The 19,471-nt window shown below is 39.9% G+C and carries 21 protein-coding genes; 11 read left to right on the forward strand and 10 right to left on the reverse strand.

Annotated elements, in window-relative coordinates:
- Window positions 1-84: 84 nt before the first annotated feature.
- Window positions 85-927, reverse strand: coding sequence for a KPN_02809 family neutral zinc metallopeptidase (ypfJ, locus tag DRW42_RS17190; RefSeq protein WP_113950073.1), 843 nt, complete (start codon window positions 925-927; stop codon window positions 85-87).
- A gap of 187 nt (window positions 928-1,114) precedes the next feature.
- On the opposite strand from ypfJ, the gene DRW42_RS17195 reads away from it, so the two are divergent.
- The gene (locus tag DRW42_RS17195; RefSeq protein ID WP_113950074.1) at window positions 1,115-1,792 is read left to right on the forward strand and encodes a hypothetical protein; all 678 of its coding nucleotides are present in this window, start codon (window positions 1,115-1,117) and stop codon (window positions 1,790-1,792) included.
- 2 nt (window positions 1,793-1,794) lie between these two features.
- Entirely contained in the window at window positions 1,795-2,193 is a 399-nt protein-coding gene (locus DRW42_RS17200; RefSeq protein ID WP_113950075.1) for a hypothetical protein, read from the forward strand.
- Window positions 2,194-2,280: 87 nt separating this feature from the next.
- On the opposite strand, the gene gltX is transcribed toward DRW42_RS17200, so the two are convergent.
- Window positions 2,281-3,789 carry a glutamate--tRNA ligase gene (gene gltX, locus DRW42_RS17205; protein WP_113950076.1) on the reverse strand — a complete coding sequence of 503 codons (1,509 nt, stop codon included), beginning with the start codon at window positions 3,787-3,789 and terminating at the stop codon, window positions 2,281-2,283.
- A gap of 225 nt (window positions 3,790-4,014) precedes the next feature.
- On the opposite strand from gltX, the gene DRW42_RS17210 reads away from it, so the two are divergent.
- From DRW42_RS17210 to DRW42_RS17220, 3 genes are read left to right on the forward strand one after another with little or no spacing between them, the layout of a single operon-like run.
- On the forward strand, window positions 4,015-5,223 hold the full coding sequence (locus DRW42_RS17210) for a sensor histidine kinase (protein WP_113950077.1): 1,209 nt from the start codon (window positions 4,015-4,017) through the stop codon (window positions 5,221-5,223).
- Window positions 5,204-5,713 (forward strand): DinB family protein, encoded by a 510-nt coding sequence (locus DRW42_RS17215; RefSeq protein ID WP_113950078.1) that lies wholly within the window; start codon window positions 5,204-5,206, stop codon window positions 5,711-5,713. The genes DRW42_RS17210 and DRW42_RS17215 overlap by 20 nt, the downstream gene beginning before the upstream one ends.
- Window positions 5,703-6,125, forward strand: a complete 423-nt coding sequence (locus DRW42_RS17220) for a hotdog fold thioesterase (protein WP_113950079.1) — start codon at window positions 5,703-5,705, stop codon at window positions 6,123-6,125. The genes DRW42_RS17215 and DRW42_RS17220 overlap by 11 nt, the downstream gene beginning before the upstream one ends.
- Window positions 6,126-6,261: 136 nt before the next feature.
- On the opposite strand, the gene DRW42_RS17225 is transcribed toward DRW42_RS17220, so the two are convergent.
- Window positions 6,262-6,627, reverse strand: a complete 366-nt coding sequence (locus DRW42_RS17225) for a DUF6249 domain-containing protein (protein ID WP_113950080.1) — start codon at window positions 6,625-6,627, stop codon at window positions 6,262-6,264.
- A 251-nt stretch (window positions 6,628-6,878) separates the two neighbouring features.
- Here DRW42_RS17225 and DRW42_RS17230 point away from each other — a divergent pair, with 251 nt between their 5' ends.
- From DRW42_RS17230 to DRW42_RS17245, 4 genes are all read left to right on the forward strand, one after another.
- Window positions 6,879-7,445, forward strand: a complete 567-nt coding sequence (locus DRW42_RS17230; protein WP_113950081.1) for a Crp/Fnr family transcriptional regulator — start codon at window positions 6,879-6,881, stop codon at window positions 7,443-7,445.
- A 69-nt stretch (window positions 7,446-7,514) separates the two neighbouring features.
- A complete protein-coding gene (locus DRW42_RS17235) occupies window positions 7,515-7,835 on the forward strand; it encodes a DMT family transporter (RefSeq protein ID WP_113950082.1) in 321 nt (106 codons plus the stop codon).
- Window positions 7,836-8,411: 576 nt separating this feature from the next.
- Entirely contained in the window at window positions 8,412-8,993 is a 582-nt protein-coding gene (locus tag DRW42_RS17240) for an RNA polymerase sigma factor (protein ID WP_113950083.1), read from the forward strand.
- Window positions 8,990-9,469, forward strand: a complete 480-nt coding sequence (locus tag DRW42_RS17245; protein ID WP_113950084.1) for an anti-sigma factor family protein — start codon at window positions 8,990-8,992, stop codon at window positions 9,467-9,469. The genes DRW42_RS17240 and DRW42_RS17245 overlap by 4 nt, the downstream gene beginning before the upstream one ends.
- Before the next feature lie 245 nt (window positions 9,470-9,714).
- Here DRW42_RS17245 and DRW42_RS29515 read toward each other — a convergent pair whose 3' ends face one another.
- The 7 genes from DRW42_RS29515 to DRW42_RS17280 all read right to left on the reverse strand — a co-directional run bounded on the left by DRW42_RS29515 (window position 9,715) and on the right by DRW42_RS17280 (window position 17,046).
- Entirely contained in the window at window positions 9,715-9,792 is a 78-nt protein-coding gene (locus DRW42_RS29515) for an alpha/beta hydrolase (RefSeq protein ID WP_208643582.1), read from the reverse strand.
- Window positions 9,793-9,851: 59 nt separating this feature from the next.
- Window positions 9,852-10,379, reverse strand: a complete 528-nt coding sequence (locus DRW42_RS17255; protein ID WP_113950085.1) for an RBBP9/YdeN family alpha/beta hydrolase — start codon at window positions 10,377-10,379, stop codon at window positions 9,852-9,854.
- Window positions 10,380-10,478: 99 nt separating this feature from the next.
- Window positions 10,479-10,670: a cold-shock protein gene (locus tag DRW42_RS17260; RefSeq protein WP_025141747.1), complete on the reverse strand. Its 192-nt coding sequence runs from the start codon at window positions 10,668-10,670 to the stop codon at window positions 10,479-10,481.
- Between the two features lie 104 nt (window positions 10,671-10,774).
- Window positions 10,775-11,668: a hypothetical protein gene (locus DRW42_RS17265; RefSeq protein ID WP_244215307.1), complete on the reverse strand. Its 894-nt coding sequence runs from the start codon at window positions 11,666-11,668 to the stop codon at window positions 10,775-10,777.
- Between the two features lie 92 nt (window positions 11,669-11,760).
- Complete coding sequence (locus DRW42_RS17270) at window positions 11,761-12,636, reverse strand: phosphodiester glycosidase family protein (RefSeq protein WP_113950087.1); 876 nt, start codon at window positions 12,634-12,636, stop codon at window positions 11,761-11,763.
- 553 nt (window positions 12,637-13,189) lie between these two features.
- Window positions 13,190-15,706, reverse strand: a complete 2,517-nt coding sequence (locus tag DRW42_RS17275) for a zinc-dependent metalloprotease (RefSeq protein ID WP_113950088.1) — start codon at window positions 15,704-15,706, stop codon at window positions 13,190-13,192.
- Between the two features lie 92 nt (window positions 15,707-15,798).
- Window positions 15,799-17,046 (reverse strand): aspartyl protease family protein, encoded by a 1,248-nt coding sequence (locus tag DRW42_RS17280; RefSeq protein WP_113950089.1) that lies wholly within the window; start codon window positions 17,044-17,046, stop codon window positions 15,799-15,801.
- Between the two features lie 135 nt (window positions 17,047-17,181).
- Here DRW42_RS17280 and DRW42_RS17285 point away from each other — a divergent pair, with 135 nt between their 5' ends.
- Together DRW42_RS17285 and DRW42_RS17290 are read left to right on the forward strand one after the other, a co-directional pair.
- On the forward strand, window positions 17,182-18,426 hold the full coding sequence (locus tag DRW42_RS17285) for a D-alanyl-D-alanine carboxypeptidase (protein WP_244215308.1): 1,245 nt from the start codon (window positions 17,182-17,184) through the stop codon (window positions 18,424-18,426).
- Window positions 18,426-19,466 carry an aminotransferase class I/II-fold pyridoxal phosphate-dependent enzyme gene (locus DRW42_RS17290; protein ID WP_113950091.1) on the forward strand — a complete coding sequence of 347 codons (1,041 nt, stop codon included), beginning with the start codon at window positions 18,426-18,428 and terminating at the stop codon, window positions 19,464-19,466. The genes DRW42_RS17285 and DRW42_RS17290 overlap by 1 nt, the downstream gene beginning before the upstream one ends.
- The last annotated feature ends 5 nt before the right edge of the window (window positions 19,467-19,471 follow it).

Genomic DNA, 19,471 nt, shown 5'->3' on the forward strand with positions numbered 1-19,471 from the left:
AGCCGGGATAATTATGTTTGGTTTTGAGACAAAAATCTCATTAACTGTAAACAAACAACAGTGTTTTAAAAAAGTTTTAATTTTTTATAAATTATTTGAATTGAAGGTATCACCCTGTTTTATATCACCTGTTTCGAAGCCTTTTTTAAACCAGTACATGCGTTGTGCTGAAGTACCATGGGTAAACGAATCAGGCTGTACATCACCTGTGGCCTGTTTTTGCAGTTTATCATCGCCAATGGCATTGGCAGCAGTTAGGGCTTCTTCAATATCACCTTCATCCAGTTTAAAATCTTTTAGGTTTTGTGCATTGTGTGCCCACAAACCGGCAAAAAAATCGGCCTGCAGCTCCAGTTTAACCGATAAGCGGTTATATTCTTTTTCACTCACGTTTCCACGGGCCTGGTCAAGTTTTTCTGAAATACCCAGTAAATTCTGCACGTGGTGTCCAACCTCGTGTGCAATAACGTAAGCCTGCGCAAAATCGCCGGCAGCGCCAAAGCGGTTTTTCAATTCGTCGTAAAATGAAAGGTCGATATATACTTTACGGTCGCCAGGGCAATAAAACGGGCCAACATTGGCACTTGCATTTCCACAGGCTGTTTGCACTGCCTGGCGGAATAACCTCAATTTTGGATATTCGTATTCCTTGCCCATGGCCTGAAATTCCTTATCCCAAACCTGCTCTGTAGATTCTAACACACCCGAAACAAACTGTGCCTGCGCATCGTTGGCCGGTACACCCTGCTTTACTTCTTCGGTTCCGGTTGCTGCCGGAATCTGGCTCACCACACCGGTTAAATCTTTCCCGAAAATTAATCCGAGTACCACAATGATAATACCGATGCCACCGCCAATAGCGGTTCTGCCCCCACCTCCGCTTCTACCGTCTTCTACATTATTACTGCCTTTACCAAACCACTGCATAGTTTATATTTTTAAGTTTATAGCATAACCCTGTTTGTACAACAATTGTTATACTAAAGTAGAAATTATTTTTGTTGATTTATTCTTTTGGGTTGTGGCAAAAAAACCTCTTTATTATTAAAAAGTATTTGTTAATTTTAAAATATCCCTAAACAATTAAGCAATAATGAATTAACAAATTTCAATTATGATTAATACATGGGAAGTACTTAAACATGGAGAAAGATTAATTTCAGCAATAGAAACCCCTCCGAGCACAAGAGACCTTTCATTTAATCATACTACTACTCCTGCATTTGATATGCTTTTTGTTCAGCGCCCTAATGGGAATTATATTTTGATCATTTATATGAGAATAAAAATAATTTATATAAACCGGCGCAATCAATATTGGAACTTTATTGATAAAGATAACTTTGAGAAAAACTTCAGAGAGAAAATAGATAAAAAATGGGGTGCATCAAACATTAAAACATTATCTGGCTCGGCTGGTAGAAAAACCATTGCATTAGAATTTAGGTTTTCATTTAATAAAATTGGGGTATTTACACATAATCACTGGACTTTAAATGTGGTTAAATTGAGAAAAGATGAATGGGCACAAAGTTTTGTTATAAGCAGTTTAAGAACAGGCAATTTTGACACCAATGACTTTGAGTATCTTAAAAAAAGTGCTAAAACTTATCAAAGAGGTGCAGTTCATGAGTTTGGACACATGCTGGGTTTAAATGATGAGTACGACTCAGGAGTATTTATTTCGGATCTAAAGTCTATTATGAATTCGGGGGAAACCATCAGGCAGAGGCATCGGGCTATATATATGCCATGGTTAAACAAAACGTTAAGAGAGAAAAACATTCACTAATTATGAAAGTAAAAATATTCTGCATTATAATTTTATTCCTGAATATATCCTGCCTTCAAAAGAAAGATAAACCAATGGCACCTGATCAAAACCCAACCACATCCTTTAATGCACAATGGGAGCAACTTAAAAATGTAAAGGATAGCAAAAATGAAAAAGAACTGGCTATTAAATTTATAAAATCAATACAGGAAAAGGGCTATAGTATTGCTAACCCAAATTATGTTGACTATAAAGGAAAAATACTTCCGCTCAGTAATATTTTCGATGACAAAAAACCAGAATTGCTTAAAAGCATAGAGATCGAAATTTTAGATAGAAAAGGCATAAGCCCTAATGAGAAGCTTAGCAACTGGAAACCTATTGATTATAATTCTGCTTTATTATTTTTAAAAGAATAATACCCGTTAACTTTATAAAAAAAGAAGTCAAGTTTATTAAAACTTGACTTCTTTATAATATGCGTTTTATTTAATGTTGGATAATATTTAACCGTTAAAAACAGTTATTGCTTTTTCTATTCTTTCTTTGGTTTCTGCCTCGCCCAATAATACAGCAATATCAAAAACACCCGGGCCAAATTTGCCACCTACCAGCATAATACGGAAAGGAAGCATCAATTCGCCAGGTTTAAATCCTTTTTCTTCGGCCAGGGTTTTAAAAGCTGCTTCAGCAGCAATGGCATCAGTTAAGGTTAAACTTTCGGCAAAAGCATTAAAAAATGCCGCTTTCTCAGGTGTCCATTTTGGTTTTACGGAGTTTACATCATATTCTGCCGGCGAAATGAAAAAGTAAGTACTCTGCGCCACAAAATCAGGCAATAAGGTACAGCGGTCTTTAATTAAATCGATAACAGTATTTAAGAAAGTATCATCTTCGACTTCAACTCCTGCTTTTTCAAGTTCGGCCTTAACGCCTGCCGCCAGGTGCCCGGCGCTCTGCGATTTAATCCACTCGTGGTTGTACCATTTAGCTTTTTCGAAATCGAATTTAGCGCCGGCTTTACTGATTCTTTCAATCGAGAATTTTTCTTCCAGCTCTTTTAATGAGAATAACTCCTGGTCAGTTCCGTCGTTCCAGCCTAAAAGGGCCAGCATATTGATAAATGCTTCGGGCATAAAACCCATTTCTTTAAAACCCTTGGTAACATCGCCGGTTTTAGGATCCGTCCAGTTCATGGCATAAACCGGGAAACCTAAGCGGTCGCCATCGCGTTTACTCAATTTTCCGTGTCCGTCTGGCTTTAAAATCAATGGCAGGTGCGCCCAGGCAGGCATATCAGCTTCCCAGCCTAAATATTTCCAAAGTAAGATGTGTACCGGTGCTGATGGTAACCATTCCTCGCCCCTAAAAGCATGAGTGATTTCCATTGCTTTATCATCAACTACAACGGCCAGATGATAAGTTGGCATTCCGTCGGCCTTTAACAATACTTTATCATCAACCAACGACGTTTCGAAACTTACATCGCCACGGATCAGGTCTTTAAAATGTACAATTTCATCTGTAGGTACTTTAATACGTACTACATGTGGCGTTTTTGCGGCCAGCAACTCTTCTACCTCGCTAACGGTAAGGGTTAAAGAATTACGCATCTGCATACGTGTAGCCTGCCCGTACTGGAAATTAGGGATTTCTTTACGTTTAGCATCCAGCTCTTCAGGCGTATCAAAAGCATAATAGGCATAACCATCGCTGATTAGTTGCTCGGCAAATTTGCCATAACTTGGTTTACGTTCGCTTTGACGGTATGGACCATAGGCACCCGGATTATTTGGACTTTCATCGGGCGTAATACCACACCAATCTAAACAGTTTACGATATATTCTTCTGCACCTTCTACAAAACGGTTCTGATCGGTATCTTCTACACGCAGCACAAACGTTCCGTTATTTTTTTTTGCGAACAAATAATTGAACAAAGCAGTGCGCACACCACCTAAATGCAAGCCTCCGGTTGGGCTTGGGGCAAATCTTACTCTAACTTTTTTATCCATAATCGGGTTGTTGGGCGCCTGGCGTATAGCGGTTGGCGCTTAGCAAACACCCATCGCACTGCGCAAAACGCAAGACGCTGCAAAGATATGTTTTTCATCCATTTTATAGTATTTTCATCCGTGATGAAGGTATTATGCTTTTAAATTGATGGTTATTGGTTTTCGAAAAAGCATAATGGTTTGGTGTTTTTTTCGTTTTGTTATTGTAATTTGGCTAGCTAAAGCATGAACCCTTATCAAAAGAAACGCCGCTGGAAGTTTTTCCTTCTCATTTTTGCCATCCTAATTGGCATTGCTTCAGTATTTTACACCGATTCTTTTGTTAAAAAAATGGAGCGCGAAGAAGCCGATCAATTTCACCTTTGGGTTAAAATCCAGGAACGGGCCATGTTTCTTTATGATAATGATGATTATCGTGTAATTGTAGAAACGGTACGGGCAAACACTAAAACGCCTGTAATCATGATCGATTCTGCAGGTATGATCAGTTCTTTTTTCGGCTTGGACAGCACGAAAACCAATTATCCGACAGCGGATACCAAACTAAGTTACGACAGTTTATATTTTGTCCGTCAATTAAGGCAGATGAAGGCACAGCATCCTCCGGATGAAATGAATTTTTTTGGCAAAAAATTTAAAGCTTACTACCGCGATTCTTTCATTTTAACACAGTTAAGGTATTTCCCCTACATCCAGATGGGCGTAATATTCCTTTTCCTTTTAACAGCTTATGCCGCATTCAGTTCGGCAAGGCGGGATGAGCAAGACCATGTTTGGGTGGGGCTCGCCAAGGAAACGGCGCATCAGCTGGGCACTCCGATATCGTCGCTCATGGCATGGACGGAGCTGATGAAATCTAAATTTGATGCAGAAGATGACCCTTTGATTGCCGAAATGGAAAACGATATTAAACGTTTAGAGATTATTACCGACCGTTTCTCAAAAATAGGTTCTAAACCGATACTCGAAGACCATACGGTTTATATCGTGATCAGCGATTTTATCCGGTATTTTAAAGTACGTACCTCTGATAAAGTTAAATTCAGCATTACAGGCGACGAACAGGTAAGGGCTCTTCTCAATGTTCCGCTATTTGACTGGGTAATTGAAAACCTATTGAAAAATGCAGCCAACGCCATCGAAAATGAAGGATCGATTTCGGTAAATATTATTGAAAACCTGGCCAAAGAACAGGTATTTATCGATGTGAGCGATACAGGAAAGGGTATTCCGCGATCTAAATTTGATGCGGTTTTCCAACCGGGTTACACCACACGCAAACGTGGCTGGGGGCTTGGTTTATCGCTAACCAAACGTATTGTGGAGAATTACCATAGCGGCGAAATTTTTGTAAAAGAATCAGAGCTGGGCAAAGGCACCACTTTTAGGATAATATTAAAAAGCAGTTTAAGATATGAACCGACCACAGCCTAACGAATATCCGATTTGGGGCGAAACCTACATCAGCAAAGTTGACAGGGAAATTTTCGAGATTTTAAACGACCAGGTAGAAAGCCTGCCGGCTTTATTCAGGAGGAATACCGATAAGGCAGATTATGCCTATGCTGAAGGAAAATGGACCTTAAAGGAAATGCTGGGGCACATTATCGATGCAGAACGTGTTTTCGCTTACCGCATTACCTGTTTCGCCCGTAACGAGCAGCAGCATCTGCCCGGTTTTGAGGAGAACGATTATGTGCAGAATGCCCGTTTTGAGCAACGCGAACTGGAAGATTTAATTGAAGAATTTACGGCATTGCGAAAAGCCAATCTGTTCCTTTTTAAATCCTTAAATGAAGAAGAACTGGAAAGAAAAGGAATTGCATCAGGCAGGGAAATTAATGTAAAATCGATCTTATTTATTGTTGGCGGCCATATTATTCACCATGTTTCCATTTTAAAAGAACGTTATCATGTGGTTTAAGGATTTTACTGTTGAAGATTTAAATAACCGCCCCAAAAACCATTTAGGGGCATTGCTTGATATTCGTTTTACCGAAATTGGTAAAGATTTTATTACCGGCACCATGCCTGTTGACGAACGTACACACCAGCCTGCAGGCATATTACATGGCGGCGCTTCGGTTGTTCTGGCCGAAACCCTGGGAAGCATTGCCTCGTATATGTGCATCGATCCTGAAAAGTATGTTGCAGTTGGTTTAGAAGTAAATGCCAATCACCTGCGCCCGGTAAAAAGTGGTTTGGTAAAAGGAATCTGTAAACCTTTACACGTTGGTGCCAAAACGCAGGTTTGGGAAATTAAAATTTACGACGAGCGTGGCAAAATGAACTGCATTAGCCGCTTAACGGTAGCCATTATTAATAAGCCGCAGTAAAAAAAGATGTCAAGTTTAAATAGCCACTCTGCTATAAAACTTGACTTCTTTAACGACATCAAAACCTGATGGGACAAAAATAAGAGAAGTCAAGTTTAATTGCCACCGCACTATAAAAACTTAACTTCTCTGCTGATTAAAGCAATTTGTTATTATCTAACCATTTCTTTTCTACCAGATAAGAAACAATCAGCCCTAAGCCGCCGAAGATACCGATACAGCCAAAGTAAACGGCAACTGCCTGCCCTTCTTCGCCATCCGTCATTTCCCGGTTAAATACCGACCTTACAACAAACAGGGCTACCAGTAAACCTATGCCCAAGCCAACTAATAACAAACCAAATTTTAAACTTAAAAAGGGTTTGGGTGTTGCTTTGTGGATTCCAGGATCGATTCCCCGTTCGATCATTGCCATTTTTTCCTTGTTTGATAAATAACGTATTCCAAATACCATTGCGAATGCGCCTAAAAAAAGTGAGATGGGAACTAATATACCTGACATGATTATAATTTTTTAATTTGTAAATATTTTATTTGTTTATTGAACCGTGTTCTGTGTATTATGACTACATGTTTTTTAAAGAGGTTACACCTTAGGGTAAAAAATGTTCAATGATCAATTTTCAATGATCAAATTGCAGGTGGCAAGGCACTACGCGTTTAATTTTGAATGTTCAATCATTAAACCCACAGAACATAATAATTAGCTTATACCAGATAAACATTGCTATTTTTGCTTCATAACCTTGCATTTTGATAGAAAAACTCAGAAATATAGCCGTTTTTGCCTCATTAAGTGATGGTTCATTACATGAGCTTGCTAAGTATGTTGAGTATGTTAAACACCAAAAGGGAGCTATAATTATCCGCGCAGACAAGGTAGAGCCCAATTTCTTTATTCTTGAAAATGGCATCGCCCGGGCATATTGCAATGGCGAGAACCAGGAGATTACCTTTTGGTTCGGACAAAGTGGCAACGTGCTTTTTTCTTTCAACAGCTACATCAATAACCGCCCCGGTTATGAAAATGTTGAACTTTTAGAAAACAGTTCTTTAATGCAGATCAGGTTAAATGATCTCTTTTCGCTTTACGAACACAACCTTGAAATTGCCAACTGGGGCAGAAAAATTGCAGAACAGGAGCTGATTGCCACCGAAAAAAGATTGATCGACAGGGCTTTTAAAGGTGCAGCAGAACGTTATGAGGAATTTATAGCACAATCGCCCGAGTTGATAAAACGCGTTGCTTTAAAACACATTGCCTCATACCTTGGTGTAACACAGGTTACTTTAAGCCGCATCAGGGCCGCTTGCAAATAGGTTCATTTTTTAACATTTGTAAAATGTTGCCCGGTAAATGTGCCGTAATTTTGCGGAAACACATTTATCATGAACTGGATTATCTTAATTATTGCCGGCCTTTTTGAAGTTGGCTTTACTACCTGCCTTAAATTATCGAACAATTTCTCGAACATAAAATGGAGTGCGGCATTTTTTGTATGCATCGGTTTAAGCTTTCTGTTATTAAACAAAGCTACCCAAACCCTGCCGATGGGCACAGCCTATGCGGTTTGGACGGGGATTGGTGCCGTTGGGACAGTAATTATCGGCATTGCCTATTTTAACGAGCCGGCAACCTTTTGGCGGATATTTTTTATCTGCACGCTTATCGGATCAATTGCAGGTTTAAAGTTTTTTGCTTCGCATTAGTGCGGCCACCTTCCGAAGTTTACCGTGGCCAGCGCGTTTGCAAAACTTCGGAAGTTTAAGGGGCAAAAATATTTTTGAGCACAATACCTGTGCAAACAACAAAATCGGCTCCCGTGTTCCGCTTTTACCCTTCTCCCGATGCCCGGGATGCAGGGTAATGCTTCACCCGACCGCCTGCAAGGGGCAGGGGGCTAAATGGCCAAAACAGCATTTCATTTTTGCAGTTTGCAGGGCGCAGAAACGATGTTCGTAAACCTGATGGCAGCGGCAGCCCCGAAGTATGAGGGCTACAGCGAACAGCAGGACCACAGTCTGCCAAGAAAAACAGCCCCATCATTTCCAAAAAACAATAAAATTTAATTAAACCTTCATTCCTAGATTCTTCGGAAACTACCATTATCAGAGTTAAAAAAGTAGCGTCATTTCGAGCGGAGTTCAACGCAGTCGAGAAACCTATCCAGATAGATCTCTCCATTTCGCTGCGCTTCAGTCGAGATGACGATCTTTGCGCTTCAACAATTAAAATAATGTTTCACGTGTAACCTACCGATCTTTGATGTAGTCTTACAGCTAAACATGGAGCAAAACCTTACCGATTTAGCACTGATACAAAACGTATTGAACGGGCAAACCGATCAGTATGCACTGTTGGTTAAACGCCACCAGCGCTTTGTATTTACGCTTGCTTTAAGGTTTGCAAAAAACAGGGAAGATGCCGAAGAAATTGCCCAGGATTGCTTTATAAAGGCATATAAAGCATTGGGTACTTTTAAGCAAACAGCTAAATTTAGTACCTGGCTGTACACTATTACTTATACCACGGCCATGACTTTTTTGCGGAAAAGCCGTTTGGATACATCCTCGATACATGATGAAGGCACTCTTTTACAGCTCGAGAACCATACCTCAGGTTTTAATGCCAATGGATACGAAAAACAGGATAGTCATGCTTTTTTGAATATAGCCATTACCCAGCTTTTGCCGGATGATGCCGCAATTATTACCCTTTTTTACAAAGGCGAGCAGAGTTTGGAAGAAATTGGCGAAGCCTTGCACATGGAGCCCAATACGATAAAAGTAAAATTGCACCGGGCAAGGCAAAGGCTTAAAGAAAAATTACAATATTTGTTAAAAGATGAAGTAAAGGAGTTACTATGAATGAAATAGAGCAACAACTTTGGGATTATATAGATGGCAATTTAAACGGATTGGCAAAAAAAGCCATTGAAGAAAAAATTGAATCTGATCCTGAGATTAAATCGCAGTACGAAGATCTTTTAAACCTTAATTCGGTTTTTGCCGGGCTGGATCTGGATGAACCATCGATGTCTTTCGCTAGAAATGTAATGGAAAGTGTGGCTCTGGAGCCTGCACCTGTAGCCATGAAAACACAGGTTGATAAAAAGATTATTTATGGCATTGGCGGCTTTTTCATGATTTCATTGTTGGCCTTATTTGGTTATGTACTTTATAATTCGAACATCAGCTTGCCAAAATTCGATTTGGATGCCAATTTAAACTTCAATCTGAATAAATATATTACACCAACTGTGCTCTACAGCTTCTTATTTGTTGATTTGGTAATTGGATTGGTGTTTCTAGATCAGTTTTTGAGGAAAAAGATGTATAAATAAAAATAGTCGTCATCTCGACTGAAACGCAGTGGAATGGAGAGATCTGACGTGGTAGATCTCTCGACTACGTTGCACTTCGCTCGAGATGACGAATCATTTAAAGCAAATTTTAACCTGGTTTTTTAAGAATCTCCAGCCCCTTCCGGCCACTTGCCGAACGGCATCGGTATTAATATGCCCGCAGATTCAAATGATTTACGCTGATTGATTTCGATCTGCGTTTTCCGCGCAATCTGCGGGAAACCTTATCCCAACTGTTTTAAGATCTCCAGTCCTTCCGGCCATTCTCCAAAGCCCGAATCTGCATTAATATGTCCGGAGATCTAAATGATTTACGCTGATTGATTTCGATCTGCGTTTTCCGCGCAATCTGCGGGAAACCTTATCCCAACTGTTTTAAAATCTCCAATCCTTCCGGCCATTCTCCAAAGCCCCAATCTGCGTTAATATGCCCTGCTTCACCAATATTGATGAATTCGCTGCCCCAATGTTTGGCAAAAAATGCGGCTCTTTCTAAAGTTACCCATTCATCGTTTGTGCTGGATACTACAATGGTTTTAAAGTTTATTTTATCCAAAGGAACGCCATCGAATCCGGGCGTCTCGAAAATGTATTTTGGCGCTTCCAAATCACTCGGGGCAACTAATAAGGCACCTTTCACTCGTTTTTGGTAAGTTTTTGCCCAATTAGCGATGGCTGTGCAGCCCAAACTATGGCCGATTAAAACCACATTATTCAGATCGTAACCCTTTATTGCGGCTTCGATGGTTTCAATCCAATCTTTATTTGCCGGTGCATCCCACTCCTTTTGGTTAATGCGGGTAAAGTTATCTCCTGAATTTTCGAAATGGGTTTGCCAATGGTTTGGTCCAGAATTTCCCAGGCCGGGAATAATAAAGTAATGGGTCATAAAAATAGTAATGTAGATCTAAAAACAGACTGATTGATAACGACAAAAAACAAAAAAGCCCCGACGGAATCGAGGCTCATTGTAAATATGATAAATAAATTAAATTACTTTCACATTAACGGCGTTTAAGCCTTTTTTACCGTTAGCAACTTCGTACTGTACTTTGTCGTTTTCACGGATTTCGTCGATAAGACCTGTTGAATGAACAAAAATTTCGCTGTCGCCATTCGCAGGAACGATAAAGCCAAAACCTTTAGTTACATTGAAGAATTTTACTGTGCCTTCTTGCATTGTATTAAATATTAAATTAAGTATGCAAGGTAACTTTTAATTTTTAAAATCAAAATAAAATTTTAACATTTTTTTAACGTTAAAATTTTGTAAACATCAGATTATTAAGGCTTTTTAGTTGCCTTTCCAATCATCGTCAGGGTGATTTCACTATTGTGCGGCACGCCTAATGTGGTACCCGGAGCTACGTTAAAAAGGTTCCTTACATAGATGTCGGCAATACCCTGGGCCACCTTCTTTTTGGCCTCCGCATTTTCAGGCAGTACATTATAAATGGTTTTAACATGTATCCCTCCCTGAAAATCTACCACGGCGGCAACCTGGTAAGCAAAATCTTTATACGCTTTATCGATCCTGATGATATACTGCGGGAACATGTAATCGTAAGCTTCTGTTCTATTATTGGCACGATCTACCGTACTGATTTTTTCTACCCGAGCAATTTTGCTTTTCGAAATAAACTGCACCGGATCTGTAGCAGCAAAAGCACTATCGCTATTCAGGTTAACTTTGGCAGAACGTTTTTCGATAAAAGCGGTATCAGCACTGGTTGGTTTCTGCAGCTCTTCGGCTTTGGTCTTCAGTTTATTTTTAATGTAGTCCTGCGCATAAAAAGTCATGTTTACATCCGAACGTACATCAGACGCAATCACTTTCCCGTCAACCTGTATGCGCTGGAAAACCAAACTATCTTTACTGATGTGTTTTACCTTGAAAAATTCGGCGGCGAAATTGTATACATTACCATGGTCGTACTGCAGGTAAAAATTCTGCATCCTATGCTTCTGCGGGCTCCAGGCCGACATGGTATCTTCTTTAACCACCTCAATGATCCACGAGGGTTTCTGCATAAAACCTTCCTGATTAAAAGAGTATCCATCCTTAAACCGGCGCTTTACTTCAACATACCTGATGCCCTTAACAGGTTCGAAAGTAAAATCCCTCAACGTTGGGTCGCTGGTTTTGGTACCCATTTTACAGGCACTGAGCATGAGCATAAAAAAGGAAAGGTATATCGTATTTTTAATCATTTCAACAAAAATCTTCGGCTAAAATAAGTTTTTTTAAGCTTGTTGCTGTTAAAGGTGTTTTATCTTTTGGCCTGTTTCTTCACTAGAATAACATTGGCCACTTTCCGTTGCCCTTCGTGATCCCACTTTTTATTATCAGTTGGATAATTGATTACACCACCATCGGGCATGCCGTTTACCCACAGCGTAGTAGAACCACCACCATCAAAATTTATAGCAGAACTACAGCCTAACCAGCGCATGAGCTTGGTAAGTTCGAACAAACTCATTCCGGCTGAATTATCGTTTCTGCCATCAACAGTTAACAAAATTACCCTTCCATTTGGTTTTATACCCAGGCAGGTACGCGGATGGCGTAAGCGGTTAAAGGCAGCGGTATCCAGTGTTTCATCAACTTTATTGAAGGTTAATAACGGACCGTTTAATAACACATTCTGTTCGTTTAACTTTGTTTCCCAATCGGCAGAGCCGTCCCATTTTTTGATGGCAATTTTGCCGTTATCGATTACAAGGGCCGCTTCCTGGTGCCTTGCCCTGTTTCCACTTTTTTCCAGGCGGTTGGTATTGATGGTTTTTCCGTTAACACGTACAAAATCTACCGATCCACCATTTTTTACGTCAAAGAAATTGCCGTTTACCGCAGCAATTGCCGTATCCCTTAATCCAAAATTGCTGGTGGTAATTAATGTTTTTTCTTCAGCACCGATGGCAAATACCGCTTTGCGACCAGTGTTTTTTACTTCTAAATAGGAAATATTCTCATTGGCAGCAAAAAGGTTTTTCTGATCAAAATGATGCCTGTACATCACTACCTGTTTAGCTATTTTATTTTTCTGCCATCTGGTTTTTACAACCGCTAAAGAATCGGCATTTTGGCCAAAGGCTGATAAGCCCGAAGTAAAAAGTGTAAGCGCAAAGAATAATTTTTTAAGCATAATGCAGTTTTGCGCTAAAATAAAAAACAGATGTGTGTTTAACTTAAAGCATCAAGAATTATACAAAGGGTTTTAATAACGTCGTCATTTCGAGCAGAGTGCAACGGAGTCGAGAACCACGCAGGTGCTCAGCGAAGCTAAATCTATCTAGGTAGATCTCGCCATTCCGCTACGCTTCAGTCGAGATGACGAATCGATTTAAAAACCTGCGAGGTTTGGCCAAATAGGCATTCAAGTATACTCTAATGTTTCAGGTGTTCAATATTTTCTGAAAACGAATGGTTCGGTGTTAATGGCTGCCGGTAGTCCTGCTATCCCTCCAAGTCCTCGCTCGTACCTCGCTGTGGGCTTTTCGTTCTATCAGGTTTATAAACCAGGGTTCGGCATTTAACTTAAAACAAAAAAAGCGAAGCGATCAATTTAATGATCTGCTCCGCTTTTTTGAATGATTGAATTTTGAAGGAATGAATTTTGAATGATTGGGTTTTGAATGATTGAATCGGCATTTTGCCATCCATTCAATCATTCTATAATTTTATCATTCTATAATTAACTATTTCTTCGGATCTAAAATATCTTTAATACGGATACTTAAGTCTTCGTAATGTGCTTTTGTAATGGCATCGCCGGCAGCAGCTCTTGCTTTGGTGGTAGCCAGTAAGGTTTTCAATTCTGCCCTAACCAATGGCCTGATATCAGATAAACCAACGTTAATTGGTGTTAAGCCAAAACCTGCGGCAAACTCTGCCGGGAAACCAGGAGGAAGATCGGCTTCTTTGGTCATTAAATCCTGTAAACGATCTACATAAGCACGTTGTAAATTACGTTTAAATGCATCAGCCCTTCCGGCAACAAAAACAGATGATCTCAGATCGGTAAATAACTCTGGCAAGGTATAAGCTTTTGCTGCACCGTTTTTGGTTTCATTATCCAATAAACGCGCAATACGCGAAGCAGATAAAAGATTGCCCAAAGTATTGGTTTGAACACTTTTAATACGATTCAATAATACACCATTATCGAATTTGCTTAACTGCCCGTTGCTGATTAACCAAAGTGGTGTAGTAAATAACTGTTGATTAAAGAAAGTAACTGCTTCTTTTTGTTTCGTTTTAGGTAAGTAAGCATAAACCGGTCCTTTTTGCTCGTAAGTTTTAAAGTTTTCGCTTAATCCACCAACGTTTGCAGCCACATGGCCCATGTAACGGTTAAACTGACCCACAATTTCGGTATAGATTTCTTTTAAGTCACTATAATCTTTTCCTTTCTGGAAAGTCCATTTTTCTACATTAGGCAAAATGCGTTTTAAGTTGGCAATACCATAAGTACTTGCTTTCATCGCGTTATCACCTAAATCTTCGCTTTGCAAACGTGGATCTAAAGAAGTTCCCTGACGGCCATAAAAGTATAGTGGGTTACCTGCATTTTTTAAGGTCCACTGATCTAAAACTTCTTTTTCCTGCTCCGCAGTTTTACCACCCGGAATCCATGAGTATCCCCATTTCACCGCCCATTTATCATATTCGCCAATTTGAGGGTGTAGTTTGGTTACACCATCGCCCGGCTGGGCAATGTAATTAAAACGGGCATAATCCATAATAGATGGTGCAGTACCATGTTTATCGGTAAAGCTTTTAGAGCGTAACGAATCAACAGGATAAGCATAGCTTGAGCCAAAGTTGTGCGGTAAACCTAAAGTATGGCCAATTTCATGCGATGAGACAAAACGGATCAGTTCGCCCATTTGCGCATCGGTAAACTGAGCTTTGCGCACCTCTGGATTAATGGCAGCGGTTTGTACAAAATACCAGTTGCGCAACAGATTCATTACGTTATGGTACCAACCGATATGTGTTTCTAAAATCTGTCCGGTACGTGGATCGCTGATGTGCGGTCCGTAAGCGTTTGCGATATCAGATGCGAAATAACGCACTACTGAATACCTCGAATCTTCTACACTGAACTGAGGATCCTGCTGAGCGGTTGGCGCTTCTTTACCAATAATTGCGTTTTTGAAACCTGCTGCCTCAAATGCAACCTGCCAATCGTTAATACCCTGAATCAGGAAAGGCACCCATTTTTTTGGTGTAGCCGGATCTATATAAATTACGATCGGTTTTACCGGTTCTACCAGTTCGCCACGTTTGTAAGCGTTGGTATCTTTGGGAACCAGGTTCCAGCGGTGGATATAAGCTGTACGTTCTGCTTTTTGTGCATTGGTTCCGTAATCAATCTGGGATTGACCGAAGAAACCTACCCTGTTATCCATAATCCTTGCTTTAACAGGCGTTTTTGGCAATAAAAGCATCGAAGTGTTAAACTCGAAAGTTACTGCAGCATTGCTGTTATCGGTTGGCGATTCTGCCGCACGGTAAGTTTTAGCAGTTTTCACCTCGATATTGATCGGAAAAGTTTTTACGGTATCAATGTAAGAACGTGTGGCATCATACATGGTTACTTTATAGGCCTTGCGGATCTGGTCGGTAGCACCGATAGCCATTACATCGCCATTATAAAAATCAGTTACATCAATTACCACACCGCTGGTATCTTTGTTGTAAGCTTTAATTTCGAAGCTGGCCAAAATCTGTGCAAGGTTTGAGTTCTGCACCGATTCGTACATATCACTGTTCGGATCTGCCTTTGTTGAATAGCTTGGTACGCGGATAAACACCTGTTTGCCCCTACGTTCCCATTTCCATACCTGCTCGTTTAATTCTTCTCCGCCATATTGCTGATTGCCAACTTTAACGCCGGCTGGTACTTTAGCTAAGCGCGTAACCACTAACATCTCGCGGTTAATCATCGAATCCGGTATTTCAAAATACCATTTATCGTCTACTTTGTGTGTTTTGAACAAGCCGTTTGTAGTTTTAGCTTTTGCGGTAATTACTTCCGAAAATGGTTTAATTCCTTCTTTTTTTGGTGCTGCAGCCGGAGTGGCGGCAGGTGTGGCAGGAGTTGCCCCTTTTGTGGTTTTAGATTTTTTTTGTGCATATACGGAACCAGATCCGGCTACACCAAGCGCTACGATACCTGCCAAAGCAAGCACCTTAAAGTTTTTCTTCATGTGTATATAAAAGTTAGTTTGCTTGATAATAAGAGGTTAAAGTTAAAGCCTTGTTACATGGCAATTGTTTTGTAACCAGAAAATTACCGTCTTTAAATCCTCTTTTCGAGCCTTACTACCTTAAAATACACCTGTTTATCTCTATAAATCTCAAAAATTATGCTTCTATCGGCCTTCGATTTAAACAATTCGCTTAAGTCGTTTAAGGTGTAGGTATCAACACTTTTAAAATTCACGCCGATAATTTCGTCATCAGGACAAAGGCCTGCTTTTTCGGCGGGACTATTTTCGTCTATTTCGCCAATAATCAGCCTTTTATACTCTTTCTGATCCAGATAGATCACCATGCCTACCATATCATGTTCGAAAGGAATTTTACTGAAACTATTGGGTTTAACATAAATAAAGCCTTCTTCGTAGTTAAACTGGATATTGAATTTGCGCAGCAGATCGGCCCCCAGATTTCCATTTCGTTTTGATAGGTCGATCTTATCTGCAATGGTTTTAAAATCAGGAAAACCGGCAACTACACTGCTAAAATTATAACCCCCCAAATTTAACCTGGCCACCCGCCCAACATAACCTTTAATCTGCCCGCTCAGGCTCATCCCCAAATTGGCTTTGATCTTTTTTTCAGGCAGGGGAAATTCGGTTCCGCGGAGCATTTCCATCGATAAAGCATGACTGGCGCCGGTATCCATTAAAAACCTGGCATTTATTGATTCACCGTCGGGAAGTTCAACATTGGCCAGTACATAAGGTTTTTGGTTTTCGATCTCAATGGGAATTTTTTTCCCGCGGTACTTAATCTTTGCATCATGATCGTAGATAATCAGCCGGTTCTCACTATAACGCACATCAACAATAAAGCTGTTAAAAAAGCTATAACCCAGCAGTCCATAAATTTTAATCCCCAAATGGCCTGATAAATTAAAAAGATCTTCCTTTAAAATTGCCGTTGGAATATGTTCTATGGTAGCACCACCCACTTTTACATCAAGGCTCTGTGAAACATAGGCTTCAACTGTTTCGATCCCCAATCCTGAAACTTTAATTTTACGGAGCAGATTAAAGTTTAACGAGTCGATAATAGACGGATCGGTAATGATCATGGGCCCTACACCGGTATCCAGCACAAAATCGAAAGGGCCTTTACCATCTACATAAACAGGGATAACAATGAGGTTTTTAATGCATTTAAACGTAATAGATTGTTTTTGCCGGTTCCTTTTGAAAAAGAATTCCTGTGCCGAAGCCGAAAAAAAAAGAAATACAAATCCCAGGCAAATTGTTAGTTTGCGTAAACAGATTATTACACCGGGACTATATTTGGTTAACATTGAACTAAATTTAATAAATTAGTTGATAATTATGTCCCTTAAATTAAGAACATGTTCGGGTTAAAAAATCACAATCTCTTTTTTATTCTATCTGCATTATCGGTTTGTTTGTTTACGGCATGCTCAACCAACAAAATGGTCTCGAGAAAAGTAGCCAAAGAATTTAAGAATTCGCAGGTTATCAAACAATACCAGGTGGGTTTTGCGCTTTACAATCCTGCGGATAAAAAGATGATTTTTGAAAAAGATGCCGATAAGTATTTTACTCCGGCCTCTAACACCAAATTATATACTTTTTATGCAAGTTTAAAAATGCTGCCCGATTTAATGCCGGCATTAAAATATATCGAACGGAACGACTCGTTAATTTTTTGGGGAACGGGAGATCCTTCGTTTTTACAGTTTGCAGTTAAAGATAAATCGGCCTATAACTTCCTGTCAGCATCCAACAAAAAACTCTTTTTTGCTCCCGGGCGTTACTCAGGTACTTTTTTTGGCGATGGCTGGGCGTGGGATGATTACGATTATTATTATCAGCCCGAAATTACCGAGATGCCGATTATGGATAATATGGTTACCTCTACGTATGCCGGTCCGAATAAAATCAACATCGAGCCGAAAGTTTTCGCCTCTTGTTTTAAGGCCGATTCGACCAAAACTACAGGCAATTTTCAGGTAACACGCGATTTTTTGACCAATAATTTTCATTACCCGGCCGTTGCCGTAAAACCGGGATACAATCAACAAAATCCTTACAAAACCAGTGCTCAGGTAACTGTTGAAGTATTATCAGATACCTTGCACAAACCGGTTGGCCTTATTGATTTTAAAATCCCTGCAGATGCGAAAACTTTGCAGGGTGCAAAACGAGATTCGGTTTTAAAACACATGATGCTGCCAAGCGATAATTTTATTGCCGAACATCTGCTGCTGGTATGCTCAAACCAGATCGGTGATACACTGAGCACGGTAAAAGCCATACAGCACATTACCAAAAACTACCTTTCCTTTCTGCCCGATAAAGTTAAATGGGTAGATGGATCGGGTTTATCACGTCAGGACCTGTTTACCCCCCGCGATAATATTTATTTGCTCGATTCTATTTATAAACTGGTGAATAATCCTGAAAAACTTTTTGATATGCTGCCTTCAGGAGGAAAAAGCGGCACTTTAAAAAGTGCCTATCCAAAAACCGACAAACCTTTTGTTTTTGGCAAAACAGGTTCGTTGGGTGGTGTTCATAATCAAAGCGGATATGTACTGACGAAAAAAGGCAAAACCTACATCTATTCGTTTATGAATAACAATTTCGTAAAACCCACAGCCGAAGTACGTGCTGAAATGGTAAGAATAGTAACCTACATACACGAAAATTTTTAATGCCGGATTTTAAATCAATTGATAAGCCTTTCTCTAATAACATCAATATAGATGGTACCTCTTATCTGTATTTTGGCGGAACAGCATATCTGGGTATTCCACAAAACCAGGCTTTTATTGATTTACATGTAGCAGGGATTAAAAAATTTGGTTTAAACAACGGAACCAGCCGGAACAATAACATCCAGCTGGGTATTTACGACGAAGCAGAAAAAATAGTTGCAAAACGTTTTAAAGCAGAAAATGCGCTCATTACCTCGAGCGGATATTTAGCGGCGCAGCTTACGGTTAAAGCTTTGTCGGCTTTAGGCAAGGTAATTTATGCGCCAGCCACACATCCTGCATTATGGCTCGCTGATCAAACTGTAAATAGCCAGACCTTTGATGCATGGAAAAATGAAACAATAACATTAATCAACAATACTGCCGAAAAAACCTGGGTGCTCATCAGCAATTCCATGAACAATCTTTTTCCTGAGATTTATGATTTCAATTTTCTAAGCGAAATAAAGCCTGAAAAAGAGATTATCCTGATTGTAGATGATTCGCATGGTATAGGCGTAAATAATAATGGATTGGGCGCTTTTACCAGTTTACCGGTTAAAGCAAATATTGAGCGGATGGTAGTTGCATCGATGGCTAAAGCTTTAGGTGTTGATGCTGGTTTAGTTTTAGGCTCGAATGCAATTATTGCCAAACTTAAAAACACCAATATTTTTGTCGGGGCCTCCCCTCCTCCCGCAGCCAGTCTTTTTGCATTTATCCACGCTGAAGAAATATATCAAAAGGCATGGAGCAGGCTGCAGCAAAATATTAACTTATTCATTGATTCTTTAAATTTATCCTGGCGGTTCGAACAAGCGTTCCCTGCTTTCTTATCACAGGATCCAACGCTGGCAGATCATTTATTGAAGAAAAGTATCCTGATCTCTTCATTTCCTTATCCCGATCCTGATAGCAGGCCGATTAACAGGATTGTGCTGAGCAGCTGGCATACGGAACAGGATATTGAAAAGCTGAAAAAAGCCCTGAATTTTTAACCTTT

Origin of the sequence: Pedobacter miscanthi, from assembly GCF_003315595.1 — a bacterium.
Lineage (GTDB): Bacteria > Bacteroidota > Bacteroidia > Sphingobacteriales > Sphingobacteriaceae > Pedobacter > Pedobacter miscanthi.